This is a genomic window from Actinocrispum sp. NPDC049592 (assembly GCF_040675465.1).
GTDB lineage: Bacteria > Actinomycetota > Actinomycetes > Mycobacteriales > Pseudonocardiaceae > Kibdelosporangium.
This window is the reverse complement of record NZ_JBFAPA010000024.1, coordinates 25,596-44,006: the sequence shown is the minus strand read 5'-3', so window position 1 is coordinate 44,006 and position 18,411 is coordinate 25,596. Positions and strand designations below refer to the sequence as shown.

Here is an 18,411-nt window from a genome sequence, read left to right as displayed (position 1 = left end):
CACGCCGCGGAATCGAGTGACCCGTAATGAAGCTCGTTCGCTTTGGCATGGCAATTTCCGGTGTGGCAATGACAATTCTGGGCGCCGTGACGCCTGTTGCCAGCGCCGGTGAGGCCGTGCCGATGATCATCGGCGGCGGGAACGCGTCCAACGCGCCCTGGGCCGCCCGGCTGTTCGTCAACGGGCAGCAGAACTGCTCGGCGACGATCATCGCGCCGCAGTTCATCCTGACCGCCAAGCACTGCGTGTCCTCGGCCGGCACGTACACGTTCCGGATCGGCAGCCTGGACCAGACCTCCGGCGGCCAGACCGCGACCGGCACGACCATCACCCGCAGCAGCGCGGCGGACCTCGCGATCGTCAAGCTGAACCGGTCGGTCCAGGCGACCTATTCGCCGCTCGGCTCGGCCTCGGACGTCGCCAACGGCGACACCGTCCAGGTCTTCGGCTGGGGCGCGACCTGCCGCGACCGGCCCGAGATCGAGTGCCAGTCGCGCCTGCTGAAGGTCGCCACCGTCACGGTGACCAACACCGCGTGCCGCGACGCGTTCCAGGGCATCGCCGTGTGTGCCCGCCGTGGCAACGGGATCACCGCGGGCGGCGACTCCGGCGGCCCGATGTTCGGCAAGGGCAGGCAGATCGGTGTCGCGTCCACAAGCGACCGTTCGACGACCACCGCCTACACCAACATCACCCGCTACCGCGACTGGATCCGGTCGGTCGCGGGCGTCTGAGCCGATGCCCCAGCGGGCCCGGGAACCCTGCCCCCGGGCCCGCTTTCCTTGTCACTGACCGAGGTTCACCCGAACCGGGACTCGCGTGACCATGCTCTGTGGTCCATTGTGGAGCGATGTGTGAAGCGGTCGCCGCGTCGCCCAACTGCCAGCGGCTGCTCGCGGGTGGGCGGCACATGCTGTTCGGTGTCAGCCTGTTCAACAGCTTCTTCTCCGCCGCGCGGCTGTTCGAGCTGGCCCGCTGGGCGCTGGTCCGGTTCGACTCGGTGCACTTCCTGGTGGCCGACCGGCCCAGCACGCACACGCTGATCGCGCTGGGCTGGTCGCCGGCCAGGGCGTGCGCCAAGGTCGAGCAGGAGGGACGGCTGGCGCGCAACCGGGTCCGCCGCGCGTTGTCCGACGCGGGCGCGCAGGATCCGGACTCGCTGCTGCTCGGATGGCGGAACCTGGAAGCCAATCCGGGCTACCTACGGCTGCGTGGCCTGGTGCAGAACGCTTTCGACAGCTCGCAGCCGTTCCGGCGGTCCTGCCTGGCGGTGTCCCGCGACTACCTGCGCCACCGCGGCGAGACGCCCACCGAGCAACAGGTGATCACGGCGAGCGAGTACTTTCTCAACGAGCTCCCGATCGGGATGGACACCCCGTCCATCCTGGGGGTGCCGGAGTCACTCTGCGCGTACCACCGCGTGCTCGCGTTCGCCGACGTGCTGCGGACCGGGCCTGGTTGGCTGGCCCCGTCAGCCAACCAGGGCTACCTGAGGGTGCGCACTAGCGGTTGAGCGCGGCCCGGATCGGTTCCAGCGCCGAGATGGCCTCCTCCAGCTCGTCGGCCTGCTCCCACAGCTCGCGCCACTCGGACTCCTCGTCCAGCACCCGCGCGATCGCCCGCAGGGACAGCTCGACGAAGTCGTCCGGCAGGTCGATCGTGCCGCCGCCGGTGAGGAAGTCCGGGCCGTACGCGGAGTCGACCTCGGGGCCGTCGGGCTGCTGGGAGGCCACGATCGCGGCCGCGGCGATCGCCTGGTTGGCGTCGGTGACCTCCAGGTAGTCGCTGTTGTCCGCGGCGGCGGCCAGCGCCTCCCTGATCAGCTCGACCCGGTCGGCGGGGTCGGCGTCGTCCAGGTCACCGCTGAAGTCCGCGGCGTCGTCGTTGTCGAAAGCACCCTTGTCCCAGGTACCCATCGGACTGCTCCTCGAAAGTGGTGATCGTGCGACGGGAAACCTACCCGCATCCCCGTCCGATCCCCGACAGCGAGGCGCAAATCGTGTCGGCTACGCCAAATGGCCGCTTGGCATGCGACGGCGCCCGCTCCCTGGTGTGCGGAGCGGGCGCCGGTGCTGACGGTGCTGAAGGTGGGGTCAGTCGACCTCGAACACGTTGCGTGACAGGTCGAGGGGCGGGATGTTCAGCCGGCCCACGCGGGGCTCGCCTCGCTCGTGGTCGAGTACCACGGTGCCGGCCGCGTCGAGTCCGAAGTGGACACCTTGGTCCGTCGGCAGGCTCAGCCACCGGGCGATCAGCACGCGGCTGAAGTGACCGTGCCCCACCAGGACGATGTCCCCGGAGGGCAGCAAGTCCTTCACCCGGGCCAGGACCGCGTCGGCTCGGTCGCTGACCTCCTTGGCGTCCTCGCCGTTGGGCACCGGGTGCGTCCAGACCGTCCACCCGGGAACGGACTCGCGGATCTGTTCGGTGGTCAGGCCTTCGTAGTCGCCGTAGTCCCACTCGGCCAGCTCGTCGAGCGTGTCGTCGACTTCGAACCCGGCCAGCTCCGCGGTGCGGATGGCGCGCTTGCGCGGGCTGGTGAACACCCGCGCGGGCGGGACCGCGGTGCCGCGCAGCGCGCTGATGACCAGCCCGGCGCGCCGGGCCTGCTGCTCGCCGGTGTCGGTGAGCTCGATGTCGGTGACGCCGGTGTGCCGGCCGCTGACTGACCATGTGGTCTCGCCGTGCCGCAGGATGTACAGCGCCGAGTCTCTTTCGACTGTCACCACGCGATCGTAGGAGCGTTGGCGCCGTGATATCGGCGATTCAGCTGTGACTTGCGTCGTATTGCTTGATGGATGTGTACGTCGGAAGGGTGATTTCGTTCGTGCCCGCCGCCGAGGGGACGCCGAAACGGTGCTCGACAATGCGGGTGAAGATGCCGCAGCCGTGTGCGCGCGGAATAGCAAAACGCTTGTCCTGCATAGTCGCCTTGTAGACGCCGGGCGCGACCTCGACCGGTTGTGTCCGCGTTTGCGGGGCGACGATGATTGGGTCTGAATCTGTACCAATAAAACAGGTCCTGGGCAGCAGCGGGCTGATCACCTTGAGCTTCAAGGCAACGAAGCCGAGGCCGTGGAAGTCGGACGAACCGCCGTACTGCACCTGGAAAGCCAGCGGTACCAACCTGTTGCCGAACAGTCCACCCGGCACGGTGGTCGGTTCGGCCCGCAGGGCGCCGAAAACCTGGGCGTACCTGCCGTTCAGCTGGCCCTCGGCGAAGGTCAGCCGCTGCCGGCCGAGGTTGAGGGTGCCCAGGGCACCGAACTTCCCGGTGCCATCGGCGACCAGCACTTCACAGCGCCAGCCCATGGCACCCGGGGGTAACTGTTCCGGGCAGTCCTCGTAGGAGAACGGCGGAACATCCTCCGCCGCGGCGATCTGGGTGGCGAACAACAGACCCGCGGCGGCCAGCACAGTGGCGAGCAGTTTTCTCATGCACCAACCCTGCTGGGCCGGGCATGACCCGTCATCCGGCGAATACCCGGGCGTGGCCCGGAGATCGTCCCTTACGGCGCCTGGCCAGCATCATGACCAGCGCCCAAGCCAGTCTCATCAGCATGCAGCCGGGGTGCCCAGGGGTGCTGATCGTCTAACCTGTCCGATTCAGGTCTTGACTGGTATAGACCAATTCGGCGTAGAGTCGACGTGCTTCCTCTTCCCCTGCACCGAGGAGTACAACGTGGTACTACGTCGCCTGCTGGCGGCGGTGGCCGGGCTGGCAGCTGCCGGCGCCATGGCCGTCGCCCTGCCGGCAACCTCTTCCGCCGCCCCCGCCTGTGTCGCCGCCTGGAGCGCATCCCAGGTCTACGTAGGCGGGAACACGGCCTCCTACAACGGGCACAACTACTCCGCCAAGTGGTGGACGCAGAACGAGACACCCGGCAACCACGACGTCTGGGCCGATCAAGGGGCCTGCGGCGGTGGTGGCGGCGGCAACCCGCCGCCGTCCGGGTGCGACTACCCGAACTGGGTGGCCGGGCAGTTCTACGCGACCGGCGCGATCGTGAAGTACACCGACGGCCAGTTCTACATCGCCGAGCACGACAACCCGGGCTACGACCCGGTGATCAGCACCTGGTACTGGGACCCGTACAGCTGCAACGGCGGCGGCAACCCACCACCTGGTGGCGGTGACTTCGTGGTCAGCGAGGCGCAGTTCAACCAGATGTTCCCTGGGCGCAACGGGTTCTACACGTACAGCGGCCTGGTGTCCGCGATGAGCGCGTTCCCCGGGTTCGCCAAGACCGGCACGGACACCGTGCGTAAGCAGGAAGCCGCCGCGTTCCTGGCCAATGTCAGCCACGAGACGGGCGGACTGGTCTACATCGTCGAGCAGAACACGGCCAACTACCCGCACTACTGCGACACCAGCCAGTCCTACGGCTGCCCGGCAGGTGTGGCGGCGTACTACGGCCGTGGCCCGATCCAGCTGTCCTGGAACTTCAACTACAAGGCGGCCGGTGACGCCCTGCAGATCGACCTGCTGCACAACCCGAACCTCGTGCAGACCGACGCGGCGATCTCGTGGAAGACCGGCCTCTGGTACTGGAACACCCAGACGGGTCCGGGCCGGATGACCCCGCACAACGCGATGGTGACCGGCGCGGGCTTCGGCGAGACGATCCGCAGCATCAACGGCAGCATCGAGTGCAACGGCGGCAACCCGGCCCAGGTCCAGAGCCGCATCAACAACTACACGCGCTTCGCGCAGATCCTCGGGGTGCCCACCGGTGGCAACCTGAGCTGCTGATATCCCATTCGCGGACGGCGTCTATCCACAGGGATAGGCGCCGTCTGGCGTGTGCTGGGTGACAGTGCCACGCTCAGTTCCATGACCGAACACCTGTGGGACCTGCGCGAGCGGGCCTACCAACGCGGCGACGACGACGCCGCCGACGAACTGATCGAGCTCGCCCGCGAACGCGGCGACCTCGACGAACTGCGGACCCTCGCCTTCCGCGGCAACACCGACGCCCAGGACGTCCTGATCGAGATGCTCGCCGAACGCCGCGCCACCGACGAACTGCGCGAGATGGCCGCCGACGGCATCACCGACGCCGAAGACATGCTTGTAGAACTCGCCAACGCCCACTCCGACATCCCCGAACTCCGTCGCCTGGCCGCCGCAGGCAACGAAGACGCCGCCGACATCCTCGAAGAACTGGAGAACGAATGACCAGATCCTGATTCCCCGCCGCTCAGCTCTGCCTGGACTCCGCCCGTACCCCGGAGCAAATATCAGCCCCCATTCCCCGCGGTTCAGCTGCGCCTGGACGCCGAGCCGTCCTTGATCCAGTACCCAGCCGACATCCCAGGGACGACGTGGCTTCGCTTGCGGTCTTGCCCACCGCTGGTGAACAGCGGCCTGTCAAGCCGCTGCACTGCTCGTCGGCTGCATTCCGGCCCGTCCTCCATCAATCCCCAGGCCCCGGACCGCGCAGTTCCGGCTGTTGCCTCCGGCGCGGATCAAATGTCCGTCGACCAATCCGCCAACCGAGCCGCCGGCAAAACGGCGCCCACCCGATCGGGTAGACGCCGTTCTTCAGGTCAACTGACCTCAGCCCTGCTTGGTCTCCCAGAAGATCTTGTCGATCTCGGCGATGAGGTCGAGGAGTTCCTGGCCCTTGGCGGGGTCCATGCTGCCCTTGGCGCCGGCGGCGCCGGCGGCCTTGGTGGCCTTGTTGAACAAGGTGTGCAGCTCGGGGTACTTGTCGAAGTGGGGCTGCTTGAAGTAGTCGGTCCAGAGGACCCAGAGGTGGTGCTTGACGAGTTCGGCGCGCTGCTCCTTGATCTGGATGGCGCGGGTGCGGAACTCGGGGTCCTCGTTGGCCTGGTACTTCTCCTGGATGGCCTTGACGGACTCCGCCTCGATGCGGGCCTGTGCGGGGTCGTAAACGCCACACGGCAGGTCGCAGTGAGCGGTCGCCTCAAGGCGTGGGCGCGCGAACGCCCGGATCCGCGACGACAGTCGCATGGTGCCTCCCTGGGCAGTCTGCGCCGAGGTCACGCACCTCGGCGCGCTTCTAACAACGGATGCTCCGACAATGGGGACCCTACTCCCGGACGTCGGGCCCGGCAGGCGGAGGTGATCGTTGGCGCACCCACTGGGATGGTGGCCCCTACGGCGGGTGACCGTGCGTGGGCCGAGTATGGCGCCCACGCTCCGTGATGGTGACGTCGTGCTGGTTCGCAGGACCAGCCGGGCGCGGCCGGGGGACATCGCGTTGGTGCGGTGGCCCAGCCGGCCCGGGCAGTTGTCGATCAAGCGGGTGCTGCGGGAGGGCTACTTCGTGGTCGGGGACAACGAGTTCGCGTCCACGGACTCGAATCAGCTGGGGCTGGCCGAGGTGCTCGGCGTGGTCATCACGCGGTTGTCCAGCAGCGACGCGTAGTGCGCCTGGCAAGCGTCGTAGGTCGGCAGCAGGCCGGCGGCCTGGGCCTCGGCGAGGGTCGGCGCCTTGATGTCCTTGTCCGACAGGACCGGCTCGATGTCGCAGGGCCACGGCAGGTCCAGCGCCGGGTCCAGCGGGGTGATGCCGTGCTCCGCCCCGGGGTTGTATCCCGTGGAACACAGGTAGCTCATCGAGGTGTCGTCCTCCAGGGCGACGAACCCGTGGCCGAGGCCCTCCGGGACGTACACCGCCTTGTAGCTCTGCGCGTCCAGCACCACCGACACCCACTTGCCGAACGTCGGCGAGCCCACCCGGATGTCCACGATCACATCCAGCATCGACCCGCTCGGGCAGTAGATGTACTTCGCCTGTCCCGGTGGGGTGTCGGCGAAGTGCACGCCGCGTATGGTCCCGCGTCTGGACACACTGTGGTTGGTCTGCCCAAGTCTCAGCGTGTGACCCACGGTCTTCTCGAACACTTCGCCCTGGAACGGGGCGGTGAACAGACCCCGGTTGTCGCCAAAGCTCTTCGGCGCGAACTCGTACACACCCGCGATCGCCAGCTCCCGTACCTGCATGGCTCAGCAGTCTAGATACCGAACCGATTCCGAAACCGCCCACCTGCGCGGGAATGTACAAACCGGACGGACGTCTTGCGAATTTCGGTTCTGACGTGCGGAAATCATGGCGAAAACTGTGATCCCCACCGCAGACACTGCACAACGGACCTGACACACTTACCGGACCGCAGCGTCCGCGGACGCCCCGCCTGACCACTGGCGGGCCGCCCCGGCGGTCGACGCCGTTCGACACCTCTGGCGCCACCGCGCCGGACCTGAACGCTGTCGTACCCCATCAGCTGCAACGGACATTGAGGATGCCGTGACTGCAACCAACGACCGGACCGTGACCGACTTGGGCGACCCGATAACCGACGAGGAGATCTTCGCCGCGCACGAGGGCGGCAAACTCGACATCGGTGTGCCCAGGGCGATCTCGGACCCGCGCGCGCTCGCCATCGCCTACACGCCTGGTGTCGCCCAGGTCAGCCGCGCCATCGCGGCCGACCCCAAGCTCGCCGCGAAGTACACCTGGACGCACCGGCTCGTCGCAGTGGTCAGCGACGGAACCGCGGTGCTCGGGCTCGGCGACATCGGCGCCGCCGCCTCGCTGCCGGTGATGGAGGGCAAGTCCGCGCTGTTCAAGACGTTCGGCGGGCTGGACTCGATCCCGTTGGTGCTCAACACGACCGACGTCGACGAGATCGTGGAGACGCTGGTGCGCCTGCGTCCCTCGTTCGGCGCGGTGAACCTGGAGGACGTGTCCGCGCCGCGCTGCTTCGAGCTGGAGGCGAAGCTGATCGAGGCGCTGGACTGCCCGGTCATGCACGACGACCAGCACGGCACCGCGGTGGTCGTGCTCGCCGGTTTGCTCGGCGCCTCAAGGGTTCTCGGCCGCGAACTGGGGTCGGAACGGGTGGTCATCGCTGGTGCGGGCTCGTCCGGCATCGCGTGCGCCAAGATCCTGATCGCCGCCGGTGTCGGCGAGGTGACCCTGCTCGACTCGCGCGGGATCATCCACGCCGGCCGCGAGGGCCTGAACTGGATCAAGGAGGAGATGGCGCAGGTCACCAACGCCAGCGGGCTGCGCGGCGGGATCGCGGAAGCCTTGCGTGGCGCGGATGTCTTCCTCGGCCTGTCGTCCTCGCAGGTGCCGGAGGAGCTGATCGCCAGCATGGCGCCCGATTCGGTGGTGTTCGCACTGTCCAATCCGGACCCCGAGGTGCACCCGGATGTGGCGCGCAGGCACGCGGCGATCGTGGCGACCGGCCGCAGCGACTTCCCGAACCAGATCAACAACGTGTCGGCGTTCCCGGGCATCTTCCGCGGCGCCCTGGACGCGGGCGCGACCCGGATCACCGAGAACATGAAGCTGGCCGCGGCCGAGGCGATCGCCGCGGTGGCGCTCGACGAGCTCGACGCCGACCACATCATGCCGAGCGCGCTCGACCCGCGCGTGGCGCCCGAGGTGGCGGCAGCGGTCGCCGAGGCCGCTCGCCGCGACGGCGTGGCCTGAGCTGACGAACAAGCCCACCCGCCGTCCCGTTCCGGGGCGGCGGGTGTTGGCATGCGCTGCGCTCCGCAGTTGGACGCTTCCGAGGCCTGCTAGAGATCCCTCGCGGATTTCGCGGCACTCACCCAGTAACCCGCACCCGATCGAAGAAATACCAAACCGTCAAACCATTCACGACCATCTCAACCCCGCCCAACACAAAACCCACCATTCTCAACCCCGCCCACCCAAACCGCATCCGCGGTAACCCGCCCCCCACCACTCCCGGGGGCGGCCCCAAGGCCAGTCTAGTGGGGGTGAAAGTGCTGGCCAAGGGGTGTGGGGTGGGTGTGGATAAGTGGGGTTTGCGAGTGGTGGGTTTTGTGTTGGGCGGGATGGGGTGGGTGGGCTGGTGTGAAGAGGGGCGTGCGGGCCCGGATTGATGTGGGTGTGGGTTTCGGGCGGGTGTGTTCTCGGTGAACGACGACTATCCGCACACTGCATTGCTTGAATCCTTCGGGGCGGTAACCTGATCGCGGCGGCGGTGGGAACCCGACGGCCCCGCCTGAAACGAGGCGCGGGAAGGGTGGCACCGTGGCCGAACTGGTCGAGCCCGCTGGGGCGGCGCGGGAGTCCGTGCTGTCCGGAGCCGGCTGGGTCCGGTGTTCGGACGGGCTGGTCGTGCAGGCCAGTGCCGGTGCCGCGCTGCTGGCCGGGGTGCGCTCGCCGGAGCAGCTGATCGGGCAGTCGCTGGCCGGGTTGCTGGCCGAGGACGACTGCGGGCAGCGGGTGCTGCGGCCGGATGGTTCGTCGATCGAGGTCACGGCGTTGCGGATGGGCAATGGGGACGGGCCGTCCACCGTGGTGTTCGCGCCGGCGACCACGCAGCGGTTCAGCCCTGAGGAGTTGCTGGACGCGCAGCGGGTGGGTGGGTTCGGCAGTTTCGTGCACGACGTGCCCAGCGGCCGCACCTTCTACAGTGAGCCGCTCTACGAGCTGCTGGGCATCCCGGTCGGCGCGGATGACGCCGAGGCGCAGCTGTTGTTCCGCACCCATCCCGAGGATCTCCCCGCGGTCATCGAGTTCCGCGAGCGGCTGATGCAGCTCGACGACGACGAGCCGATCGAGCTGGAGCTGCGGGAACGGGACGGCGACAAGCTCTTCCTGGTGCGCGCCCAGCCAGTGTTCGACGAGCACGGCAAGGTCCGCCAGACCCGCGGCATCATCCAGGACATCACCACGATGCGGGACCCGGACCGCCAGCGCGGCCTGGACCGGCGGCTGTTCGAGGACGCCCAGCGGGTGGCCCTGCTCGGCACGTGGGCGTGGAACACGGCGACCGGTGAGTCCGTGTGGTCGACGATGCTCTACGAGCTGTTCGGTGTCGCGCCGCGCAAGGTGATGACGTACGACGGCTACCTGGAGTTCGTGCACCCGGAGGACAGACCCTGGGTGGACCGGACCTGGCGGCAGCTGGCCGACACCGGCGAGCCCGTCGTCTGCGAGTACCGCGTGGTCCGGCCGGACGGCGCCATCCGGGTGTTCCGCTGCCGTGGTGCGTCGTTCGGCGGGCGCAAGGACGGCCCGGTGATGGTCGGCACCGCGCAGGACGTCACCGAGCAGCGCATCACCGAGAGCCGGATGCAGCGCTCCAGCCAGCGGTTCACCGACCTCGTGTCGATCACCCCGGTCGGGATCGGCCTGTTCGACTCCACCGAACGGCTCGTCGACGCCAACGACGCCCTGTGCCGGCTGCTCGCCATGGACCTGGAGCGGCTGCGCGGGTTGACCGCCGAGCAGCTGACCCACCCCGACCACGACCCCGGCGCGAGACTGGCTGCGGGGCAACGGGTTCTCAGCACCGCCGCGGGCGAACCGGTCTACTGTGAACTCAATGTGGTGTCCTCTGTGGCCGATGACGGCCGCCGGTTCTGGCTCGTGGTGTTCCAGGACGTCACCGAGCGCCGCCGCGCCGCCGAACTCCTTCGCCACCAGGCGACCCACGACGACCTGACCGGGCTTCCCGGCCGGGTCGCGGTGAACGAGCTGCTGACCGAGCTGCTCACCGGGCCGGACGCGGAGAAGGTCGCCCTGTTGTTCTGCGACCTCGACAACTTCAAGCGGGTCAACGACTCCCTCGGCCACGACGCCGGCGACGAGCTGCTTACCGCACTGGCGCGGCGGCTTGAGGACGGCGTGCCCGAGAACTGTGTCGTGGCAAGGATGTCCGGCGACGAGTACGTCGTGATCTGCCGCGACCAGAGCGTGGTCGGCGGCGTCGACGCGCTGGCCACCACGGTCGCGCACCTGTTCCGGACCGCGGTTCCGGTGCGGGGACAGCTTTTGCGGGTCTCGGCGAGTGTCGGCGCCGCTGTGCCGAGTGGGCCGGAGACGACCGGCGCGGACCTGCTGCGGTTCGCCGACGCGGCCATGTTCGAGGCGAAAGCCCGTGGGGCGGGCCGGGTTTCGCTCGCCGGGGCCGCGCTGATGGCGTCCGCGGACAGCCAGATGTACCTGGAAGGCCAGCTGCGCGAGGCACTCGGCAACGACGGTCTGGTGCTGCACTACCAGCCGGTGGTCGGGGTGGACGGGTCGATCCTGTCCGCGGAGGCGCTGGTCCGCTGGCCGCACCCGGACCGCGGGCTGCTCGCGCCGGGCCAGTTCCTGGTCGTGGCCGAACAGGGCGACCTGTTGCGGGACTTGGACAAGTGGGTGCTGCGCACCGCGTTGAAGGAGGCCAGGTCCTGGCCCGAAGTGGACGGACGGCAGGTGTCCGTCGCGATCAACCTGGCCGGCCTGGTCCCCGGTGACCCGGAGTTCGTCGACGTCGTCGCCACGGCGATCGCGGGTTCCGGTGTGGAGTGGGAACGCGTTGTGCTGGAACTGGTCGAGACCGCGTTCGTGGACCTGCCCTCGCGCAGCCGCACCGCGATGGCCGACCTGGTGGCGCGCGGCGTGCGGTTCGCGGTGGACGACTTCGGCACCGGCTACTCCTCACTGGCGCGGCTGAAGGACCTGCCCGCGCAGATCATCAAGGTGGACCGCAGGTTCGTCGCGGGCATCGGCACCGATCCGCTGGACTTCGCTGTGGCGCGGGCGGTTGTCGACCTGGCGCGGGCGATGGGCCGCAGCTGTGTCGCCGAGGGCGTGGAGACCGAGAAGCAGTTCGAGATGCTGCGGGACGTCGGCGTCGAGGCCTACCAGGGCTGGCTGCTGTCGCGGGCGATCCCGCCGGAGGAGTTCCGCGCCCTGCTCGAGCTGGGCCCGTTGCATGTGCCGAAGCTAACGAACTGATCAAGACACTTGATCTTCTGTCCCGTTCGCACGGGTCTGACCTGCGAATATGTCGTCGTCCGCGATGGAACTGGCCCAGCCCGGATGCTGGAATTCCGTGCCGTTGCCGGTACCGCGGGATAGGGTCGATCGGACTTAGTGGCGGCCGGCGAGTGGCCGCCAAGGACGACAGGGGCCCCGGTGATCGAGTTCCGGGACGTGACCAAGCAGTATCCCGACGGGACAATCGCCGTCGACAAGCTGAACATGACCGTGGACGCGGGCGCCATCACGGTGTTCGTCGGGCCGTCCGGCTGTGGCAAGACCACCTCGCTGCGGATGGTCAACCGGATGATCGAGGCGACCTCCGGCACCATCCTCATCGACGGCAAGGACATCCGCGACTCCGAGCCCGCGTTGCTGCGCCGGGGCATCGGTTACGTGATCCAGCAGGCGGGCCTGTTCCCGCACCGGACCGTGCTGGACAACGTGGCCACCGTGCCGCTGTTGTCCGGCTGGGACAAGCGCAAGGCGCGGGCGCGTGCCGCCGAGCTGCTGGAAACCGTCGGACTGCCGGCCGAGTTCGCCAAGCGCTACCCGGTCCAGCTCTCCGGAGGCCAGCAACAACGCGTCGGCGTGGCGCGGGCGCTGGCCGCCGACCCGCCGATCCTGTTGATGGACGAGCCGTTCAGCGCGGTCGACCCGGTGGTGCGCGAGGACCTGCAGAACGAGCTGCTGCGCCTGCAGGGCGAGCTGGACAAGACGATCATCTTCGTCACCCACGACATCGACGAGGCGGTCCGGATCGGCGAGAAGGTCGCGGTGTTCCGCAAAGGCGGTGTGCTGGCCCAGTACGGCACGCCCGCTGAGGTGCTGCGCGACCCGGCGGACGAGTTCGTGGCGAGCTTCGTCGGCCGTGACCGCGGCTACCGTGGACTGTCCTTTTTGGAGGCGGACGGCGTCGCGGTCGGGCAGATCACCACGGCCACGGTCGGACAGCCTTACGGCGACACGAAGTCCGAGTGGGTGCTGGCGCTCGACGAGCACGGCAGGCCGTGCGGGTGGGTCGCACCCGAGTCTAAAGTAGACGGTGTGTTGCGTACGGATGGCCTGGTGTCGGGCGGTTCGCTGTACACGGCCGGAACGCCGTTGCGCGGGGCGCTGGACTCGGCCCTGTCCTCGCCGACCAGCAAGGGCGTTGTCGTTGACACCGAAGGAAAGTACGTCGGTGTGATCAGCGCACGGCAGGTGCTGGACCTGATCGAGAACCATCCCCGGCTCGTGAGCGGCTCATGAACTGGGTCTCCGAACACATCTCCGACATCCTTGCGTACACCGGGGCGCATCTGCTGCTTTCCCTGCTGCCGGTGGTGATCGGGCTGGTCATCTCGATCCCGCTGGGCTGGGTGGCCAACCGGTGGCGGGTCGCCCGCGCGATCCTGGTGCCGGCCGCGGGCCTGCTGTACACGATCCCGTCGCTGGTCCTGCTGGTCGTGCTACCCGCGATCCTGAGCACGCAGATCCTGGATCCCCTCAACGTGATCGTCGCGCTCACCCTGTACACGGTGGCGCTGCTGGTGCGGGTGGTCGCTGACTCGCTGGCCGCGGTGCCGCCGCCGGTGATCGCGGCCGCGAACGCCATGGGCTACCGGCCGTTCCGCCGGTTCGTCGGGGTGGAGCTGCCGCTGGCGGTGCCCGTGCTGATCGCCGGCCTGCGGGTGGCGACCGTGTCGAACATCAGCCTGGTCAGCGTGGCCGGCCTGATCGGCGTGAAGCAGCTGGGATACCTGTTCCCGGACGGCTACAGCCTGGAGAACTACCCGGAGATCATCACCGGCCTGGTGCTGATCATCCTGCTGGCGCTGCTGTTCGACGGGGCCTGGCTGCTGGCCGGCCGCAGGCTCACGCCGTGGACGCGGGCGGGCAGCACGGTGGAGGTGGCCAAGTGAACCCGTTCACCGGAGCCTTCGACTGGCTAGGCGACCCGGAGAACTGGTCCGGGTCGGAGGGCATTCCCACCAGGATCCTGGAACACCTCGGCTACACCGGGCTGACCGTGTTGCTGGGCATCGTGATCGCCGTGCCGATCGGCGCCTATGTAGGCCACACCGGCAAAGGCGGCAGCATCGTCGGCGCGGTGAACGGCCTGCGCGCGATCCCGGAGCTCGGCCTGCTGGTGCTTCTGGTGCTGCTGATGGGCATCGGCGTGCTGCCGGTGACCATCGCGTTGGTGGTGCTGGCGATCCCGCCGCTTTTGGCCGGGACCTACTCGGGCATCCGCAACGTCGATCCGGCCACTGTGGACGCAGCGCGCGGGATGGGCATGAAGGAGTGGCGGGTGTTGTGGAGCGTGGAGCTGCCCAACGCGCTGCCGCTGATCATGGCCGGCCTGCGCGCGGCGACGCTGCAGGTGATCGCCACCGCGACCATAGCCGCGTACGTGTCGCTGGGCGGGCTCGGCCGGTTCGTCATCGACGGCCAGTACGCCCGCGACTTCCCGCAGATGCTCGGCGGCTCGATCGTGATCGCCGTGCTCGCGGTCGCCATCGAGGGGCTGCTGCAGTTGGCGCAGTGGCTGGTGGTGTCGCGTGGGTTGCGCAACAACCCCACGAGGCGCCGGGACAGGCGGGCCGTGCCCGCCGCTATCGCAACCGAAACCGCATGAGGAGAAACCAGATGAAGCGCACACTCGCCGGGCTGGCGACCGCCGTCGCGGCGGCGCTCATGCTCACGGCATGCGGGGGGTCGTCGAACAACAACCCGCTGGGCGGCAGCTCGGGATCCGCGGGCGCGCCGGCCGCGTCGGACACGATCAAGGTGGGCTCGGCCAACTTCGCCGAGAGCAAGCTGCTCGCCGAGATCTACGCCCAGGCACTGGCGGCCAAGGGCGTGAAGGTCGAGAAGAACCTGGGCATCGGCAGCCGGGAGATCTACTTCCCCGGTATCAAGGACGGCTCGATCGACCTCGTCCCCGAGTACACCGGCGTGCTGCTGCAGTACCTGGACAAGAAGGCCACCGCGACCTCGCCGGACGAGGTGTACACCGAGCTGAAGAAGGTGCTGCCGCCGGAGCTGACCGTGCTGGACAAGGCCAGCGCGGAGGACAAGGACGCGGTGGTGATCACCAAGGAGACCGCGGCCAAGTACAACGCCAAGTCCATCGCCGACCTGGCCCCGAAGGGCTCGGAGATCACCTTCGGCGGGCCGCCGGAGTTCAAGGACCGCCCGGACGGCATCCCCGGCATCAAGGAGCGCTACGGGCTGACGTTCAAGGAGTACAAGTCCCTGGAGCCCGGCCCGATCACCACCAAGGCGCTGCTGGACGGCACCATCCAGGCCGCGGACATCTTCACCACCGACGCGGCCATCGAGGCCAACGGCTTCGTCGTGCTGGAGGACCCGAAGAACAACTTCGCCGCCCAGAACGTCGTCCCGGTGATCAACACCAAGAAGGCCTCGGACACCGTCAAGCAGGTGCTCAACAAGATCGCCGCCAAGCTGGACACCAAGGCCCTGCTCGACCTGAACGGCAAGCTGGGCGCCCCCGACAAGCCGGACCCCGCCAAGGTCGCCGGCGAGTGGCTGTCGACCGCTGGAATCTAGCCCCTAGCTGCTGATTCAGGCCGGGTCGGACCTACTGGTCCGGCCCGGTTTGTCGTTGGCGGGAAAAAAGTTCTCCGACGGCATCAACCCTCCCCGACGGGTAGGCGTTATAGGGGCAGCGGGATCGAAGACCGTCACGGTCCCGCCGCCGAAAGACGGGTCGGCGAACGTAGCTGAGGGGCGACTGGAAGGCAGTTATTCGTGAGCACACCCGTTGTGAACCACACCTGGAAGGCGATGACCGCCGCCGAGCGCGAGCAGTTCGACGAGGACGGCTTCCTGCTCATTCCCGGTGCGTTGTCACCCGACGAGGTCGAGTTCTACCGCGCCGCGGTGGACCGCGTTTACCAGAATTCGCCATCGGCCGCCGGTGGGGACGCGTTGCACCTGCTGAGTGCCGTGAAGAACTGTCCAGAACTTGCCGGAATGCTGGACCACCCCGCTGTTTTCGGGTATGTGTGGTCGATTCTCGGCTGGAACGCGCACGTGTACCACTCACACATCGACGTGCACCCCACGATTCGCGAGCAGAAGCCATTCTGGTGGCATTGGCACCAGGACGGCGGCCGGCAGAACCGGGAGATCGAAACCGACCCGCGGCCGCGGCTTTCGGTGAAACTCGCCTTCTGGCTGTCCGATGTGTCCGAGCCGGGCCGGGGCAACCTGACCATCGTGCCGGGCAGCCACAAGACCAACTGGCTGGTCGGCCCGCCCAGGCGCGACATCGAGTGGCCGCAGCCGGAGGGCGCGATCCAGGTCACCGTCAACCCCGGTGACGTGCTGTTCTTCGACCGCCGGATCTGGCACGCCCGGTCGGACAACTTCTCCGACATCACCCGCAAGGTCGCCTTCTTCGGCTACACCTACCGCTGGATCGCCATCCGCGACGAGGTCGCCGACCTGCCCGAGCAGGCCTGGTGGGACACCCTCACCCCGGTCCAGCGGCAGCTGCTGGGCGGCATCGGCGACGGCACCGGTGACCATTCCTGGGGCCATTACCCAGAGACCACACCGCTGTACGGAGAGCTTGCGGCGCGCGGCCTGCTTGACCCTTCCTACCCACCTCTGATTCCCTGAAAGTATGTGCGGTTTCCTCACCTACATCAGCTCGGCCGGGATCGCTCGCACTCAGGTGAACACCATTTCGGAAGCGCTGGAGAGCATTCACCACCGCGGTCCTGATGGCACCGGAGTGCGCGGCGACGACGATATCGTGATGGGCTTCAAGCGGCTTTCCATCATCGATGTCGAACACAGCCACCAACCGCTCGACTTCGCCGATGGACGGTATTCGATCACGTTCAACGGCGAGATCTACAACTATCTGGAGTTGCGCGAGGAACTGGCCCGGCTGGGTGTGAGGTTCGCCACGCAGGGCGATACCGAGGTGATTGTCGCCGCATATCACCAATGGGGTCCGGAGGCGGTGCGCAGGCTGCGCGGAATGTTCGCCTTCGTGATCTGGGACCGCCGGGAGCGGGTCGCGTTCGGTGCGCGCGACCCGTTCGGGATCAAGCCGCTGTTCCACTTGGTCACCGACCACGGCGTGTATTTCGCGAGCGAGAAGAAGGCACTGCTGCCGTTCGCGCGGTGGGGCGACAACACGGTCAACGGTGCCGCGCTGTCGCACTACCTGACCCTGCAGTACGTGCCGGAGCCGGCCACGCTGCACCGGGACATCGGCCGGATCGGGTCGGGCGAGTCGTTCACCTTCCGGCCCGGTGACGGCCTGGCCATCCGCCGGTACTGGCGCGCGGAGTTCCGGCCGACCCCGCAGGACCACCCGGACGAGCTGTACAAGCGGATCCAGGAGGTGCTGCGGGAGAGTGTCCGCATCCACATGCGCTCCGACGTCCCGGTCGGCGCGTTCCTGTCCAGCGGCATCGACTCGACCGCGTGCGTCGCCCTGGCCCGCGAGTTCAACCCGCGGATCCTGACGTTCACCGCGGCGCTCGAGGTCGGCGACTACTCGGAACTACCGGTGGCACAGGAGTCCGCGCGCCACCTCGGGGTCACGTTGCACCCGATCTCGGTGACCGCGCAGATGATGATGGACGCGCTGCCGCGGATCGTCTGGCAGCTCGACGAACCCGTCGCCGACCCGGCGCTGATCCCGCTGTTCTACGTGGCACGCAAGGCAAGCGAGCACGTGACGGTGGCGTTGTCCGGTGAGGGCTCGGACGAGTTCTTCGCCGGCTACCGGGTTTACCGGGAACCGTTGTCGCTGCGGGGAGTCTCGAACCTGCCGTCGCCGATGCAGAAGGGCCTGCGCGCGGTGTCGAAGGCGATTCCCCAGGGCGTCAAGGGAAAGTCGTTCCTGGAGCGCGGCACCACGCCGATCGAGGAGCGGTACTACGGCAACGCGCGGATGTACACCGAGGCGGAGAAGTCCGTCCTCATGCGACAGTACGACTCCTCGGTGCGCTACACCGACATCACCGGGCCGCTGTACGCCGAGGTGCCGCACCTCGGGCCGGTGGAGAAGATGCAGTACATCGACGTCTACACCTGGCTGCGCGGCGACATCCTGGTGAAGGCGGACCGGATGTCGATGGCCAACTCACTCGAGGTCCGGGTGCCGTTCCTGGACTACAACGTGTTCGACATCGCCGCGACCATCCCGACGGACCTCAAGCTGCCGCCGCGCACCGCCGACACCAAGTACGCGTTGCGCCGGGCGCTCGAGGGCGTCGTCCCGCCGGAGATCGTCAACCGCGTCAAACTCGGCTTCCCCACGCCCATCCGCGTGTGGCTGCGCGGCGAGATGTACGAGTGGGCGCTGCACATCCTGGACGTGTCCAAGGCCGGGCACCTGCTCGACCTCGGTTACGTGCGCCGCCTGCTGCACGAGCACAAGAACGAGCAGGCTGACCACAGCCGCAAGATCTGGACGGTGCTGATCTTCTGCCTCTGGCACGCGATCTACATCGAGGGCTCCCTCGACCCCCGTCCCACCCCGGCGGAGTCGGCCCTGCTGACCAAGCCCGTCGTCGGCTCGATGGTCCACTGAGGACTGAAAGCGCGGGCGCCGGGGCGCCCCCCCGGTTGGTGGAGCAAGGGCAAACCGGGAGGTGCGGGGTGTGATAAA

At 68.1% G+C, this 18,411-nt stretch carries 18 protein-coding genes; 13 read left to right on the top strand and 5 right to left on the bottom strand.

The window, feature by feature from the left end:
* The first annotated feature begins 68 nt into the window (after positions 1–68).
* Positions 69–734 carry a trypsin-like serine protease gene (locus AB0J95_RS43945; protein ID WP_364771617.1) on the top strand — a complete coding sequence of 222 codons (666 nt, stop codon included), beginning with the start codon at positions 69–71 and terminating at the stop codon, positions 732–734.
* A 116-nt stretch (positions 735–850) separates the two neighbouring features.
* A complete protein-coding gene (locus tag AB0J95_RS43940; protein ID WP_364771615.1) occupies positions 851–1,513 on the top strand; it encodes a tRNA-dependent cyclodipeptide synthase in 663 nt (220 codons plus the stop codon).
* On the opposite strand, the gene AB0J95_RS43935 is transcribed toward AB0J95_RS43940, so the two are convergent.
* The 3 genes from AB0J95_RS43935 to AB0J95_RS43925 form a co-directional block, all read right to left on the bottom strand.
* Positions 1,503–1,916, bottom strand: coding sequence for a DUF4259 domain-containing protein (locus AB0J95_RS43935; protein WP_364771613.1), 414 nt, complete (start codon positions 1,914–1,916; stop codon positions 1,503–1,505). The two genes, AB0J95_RS43940 and AB0J95_RS43935, sit on opposite strands and share 11 nt — an antisense overlap.
* 177 nt (positions 1,917–2,093) lie before the next feature.
* Positions 2,094–2,726: a histidine phosphatase family protein gene (locus tag AB0J95_RS43930; RefSeq protein ID WP_364771611.1), complete on the bottom strand. Its 633-nt coding sequence runs from the start codon at positions 2,724–2,726 to the stop codon at positions 2,094–2,096.
* A 40-nt stretch (positions 2,727–2,766) separates the two neighbouring features.
* Complete coding sequence (locus AB0J95_RS43925; protein WP_364771609.1) at positions 2,767–3,438, bottom strand: hypothetical protein; 672 nt, start codon at positions 3,436–3,438, stop codon at positions 2,767–2,769.
* Between the two features lie 244 nt (positions 3,439–3,682).
* Here AB0J95_RS43925 and AB0J95_RS43920 point away from each other — a divergent pair, with 244 nt between their 5' ends.
* Together AB0J95_RS43920 and AB0J95_RS43915 are read left to right on the top strand one after the other, a co-directional pair.
* Positions 3,683–4,753 (top strand): glycoside hydrolase family 19 protein, encoded by a 1,071-nt coding sequence (locus AB0J95_RS43920; RefSeq protein WP_364771607.1) that lies wholly within the window; start codon positions 3,683–3,685, stop codon positions 4,751–4,753.
* Between the two features lie 81 nt (positions 4,754–4,834).
* A complete protein-coding gene (locus AB0J95_RS43915; protein WP_364771605.1) occupies positions 4,835–5,179 on the top strand; it encodes a hypothetical protein in 345 nt (114 codons plus the stop codon).
* A 381-nt stretch (positions 5,180–5,560) separates the two neighbouring features.
* Here the strand turns inward: AB0J95_RS43915 and sodN are convergent, their stop codons facing one another.
* Complete coding sequence (gene sodN / locus AB0J95_RS43910; RefSeq protein ID WP_364771965.1) at positions 5,561–5,971, bottom strand: superoxide dismutase, Ni; 411 nt, start codon at positions 5,969–5,971, stop codon at positions 5,561–5,563.
* A 211-nt stretch (positions 5,972–6,182) separates the two neighbouring features.
* Here sodN and AB0J95_RS43905 point away from each other — a divergent pair, with 211 nt between their 5' ends.
* Complete coding sequence (locus AB0J95_RS43905; protein WP_364771603.1) at positions 6,183–6,395, top strand: S26 family signal peptidase; 213 nt, start codon at positions 6,183–6,185, stop codon at positions 6,393–6,395.
* Here the strand turns inward: AB0J95_RS43905 and rfbC are convergent.
* Complete coding sequence (gene rfbC / locus AB0J95_RS43900) at positions 6,332–6,973, bottom strand: dTDP-4-dehydrorhamnose 3,5-epimerase (RefSeq protein ID WP_364771601.1); 642 nt, start codon at positions 6,971–6,973, stop codon at positions 6,332–6,334. The two genes, AB0J95_RS43905 and rfbC, sit on opposite strands and share 64 nt — an antisense overlap.
* Before the next feature lie 304 nt (positions 6,974–7,277).
* Here rfbC and AB0J95_RS43895 point away from each other — a divergent pair, with 304 nt between their 5' ends.
* The 8 genes from AB0J95_RS43895 to asnB all read left to right on the top strand — a co-directional run bounded on the left by AB0J95_RS43895 (position 7,278) and on the right by asnB (position 18,333).
* Positions 7,278–8,471 (top strand): NADP-dependent malic enzyme, encoded by a 1,194-nt coding sequence (locus tag AB0J95_RS43895; RefSeq protein WP_364771599.1) that lies wholly within the window; start codon positions 7,278–7,280, stop codon positions 8,469–8,471.
* A gap of 570 nt (positions 8,472–9,041) precedes the next feature.
* The gene (locus AB0J95_RS43890; protein WP_364771597.1) at positions 9,042–11,741 is read left to right on the top strand and encodes an EAL domain-containing protein; all 2,700 of its coding nucleotides are present in this window, start codon (positions 9,042–9,044) and stop codon (positions 11,739–11,741) included.
* Positions 11,742–11,921: 180 nt separating this feature from the next.
* Complete coding sequence (locus AB0J95_RS43885) at positions 11,922–13,016, top strand: ATP-binding cassette domain-containing protein (protein WP_364771595.1); 1,095 nt, start codon at positions 11,922–11,924, stop codon at positions 13,014–13,016.
* A complete protein-coding gene (locus tag AB0J95_RS43880) occupies positions 13,013–13,669 on the top strand; it encodes an ABC transporter permease (RefSeq protein ID WP_364771593.1) in 657 nt (218 codons plus the stop codon). Before AB0J95_RS43885 ends, AB0J95_RS43880 begins: the two co-directional genes overlap by 4 nt.
* Positions 13,666–14,385, top strand: a complete 720-nt coding sequence (locus tag AB0J95_RS43875) for an ABC transporter permease (protein ID WP_364771591.1) — start codon at positions 13,666–13,668, stop codon at positions 14,383–14,385. Before AB0J95_RS43880 ends, AB0J95_RS43875 begins: the two co-directional genes overlap by 4 nt.
* Before the next feature lie 11 nt (positions 14,386–14,396).
* Positions 14,397–15,323: an ABC transporter substrate-binding protein gene (locus AB0J95_RS43870; protein ID WP_364771589.1), complete on the top strand. Its 927-nt coding sequence runs from the start codon at positions 14,397–14,399 to the stop codon at positions 15,321–15,323.
* Positions 15,324–15,524: 201 nt separating this feature from the next.
* Positions 15,525–16,400 carry a phytanoyl-CoA dioxygenase family protein gene (locus AB0J95_RS43865; protein WP_364771587.1) on the top strand — a complete coding sequence of 292 codons (876 nt, stop codon included), beginning with the start codon at positions 15,525–15,527 and terminating at the stop codon, positions 16,398–16,400.
* A 4-nt stretch (positions 16,401–16,404) separates the two neighbouring features.
* Positions 16,405–18,333 (top strand): asparagine synthase (glutamine-hydrolyzing), encoded by a 1,929-nt coding sequence (gene asnB, locus AB0J95_RS43860; protein ID WP_364771585.1) that lies wholly within the window; start codon positions 16,405–16,407, stop codon positions 18,331–18,333.
* Positions 18,334–18,411 lie beyond the last annotated feature (78 nt).

Excerpts from the sequence above, each read along its gene's own strand:
- AB0J95_RS43880 (WP_364771593.1), top strand. The coding sequence starts at position 13,013 with ATGAACTGGGTCTCCGAACACATCTCCGACATCCTTGCGTACACCGGG.
- AB0J95_RS43925 (WP_364771609.1), bottom strand. The coding sequence starts at position 3,438 with ATGAGAAAACTGCTCGCCACTGTGCTGGCCGCCGCGGGTCTGTTGTTC.
- AB0J95_RS43940 (WP_364771615.1), top strand. The coding sequence starts at position 851 with ATGTGTGAAGCGGTCGCCGCGTCGCCCAACTGCCAGCGGCTGCTCGCG.
- AB0J95_RS43915 (WP_364771605.1), top strand. The coding sequence starts at position 4,835 with ATGACCGAACACCTGTGGGACCTGCGCGAGCGGGCCTACCAACGCGGC.
- asnB (WP_364771585.1), top strand. The coding sequence starts at position 16,405 with ATGTGCGGTTTCCTCACCTACATCAGCTCGGCCGGGATCGCTCGCACT.
- AB0J95_RS43935 (WP_364771613.1), bottom strand. The coding sequence starts at position 1,916 with ATGGGTACCTGGGACAAGGGTGCTTTCGACAACGACGACGCCGCGGAC.
- AB0J95_RS43945 (WP_364771617.1), top strand. The coding sequence starts at position 69 with ATGACAATTCTGGGCGCCGTGACGCCTGTTGCCAGCGCCGGTGAGGCC.
- AB0J95_RS43870 (WP_364771589.1), top strand. The coding sequence starts at position 14,397 with ATGAAGCGCACACTCGCCGGGCTGGCGACCGCCGTCGCGGCGGCGCTC.
- rfbC (WP_364771601.1), bottom strand. The coding sequence starts at position 6,973 with ATGCAGGTACGGGAGCTGGCGATCGCGGGTGTGTACGAGTTCGCGCCG.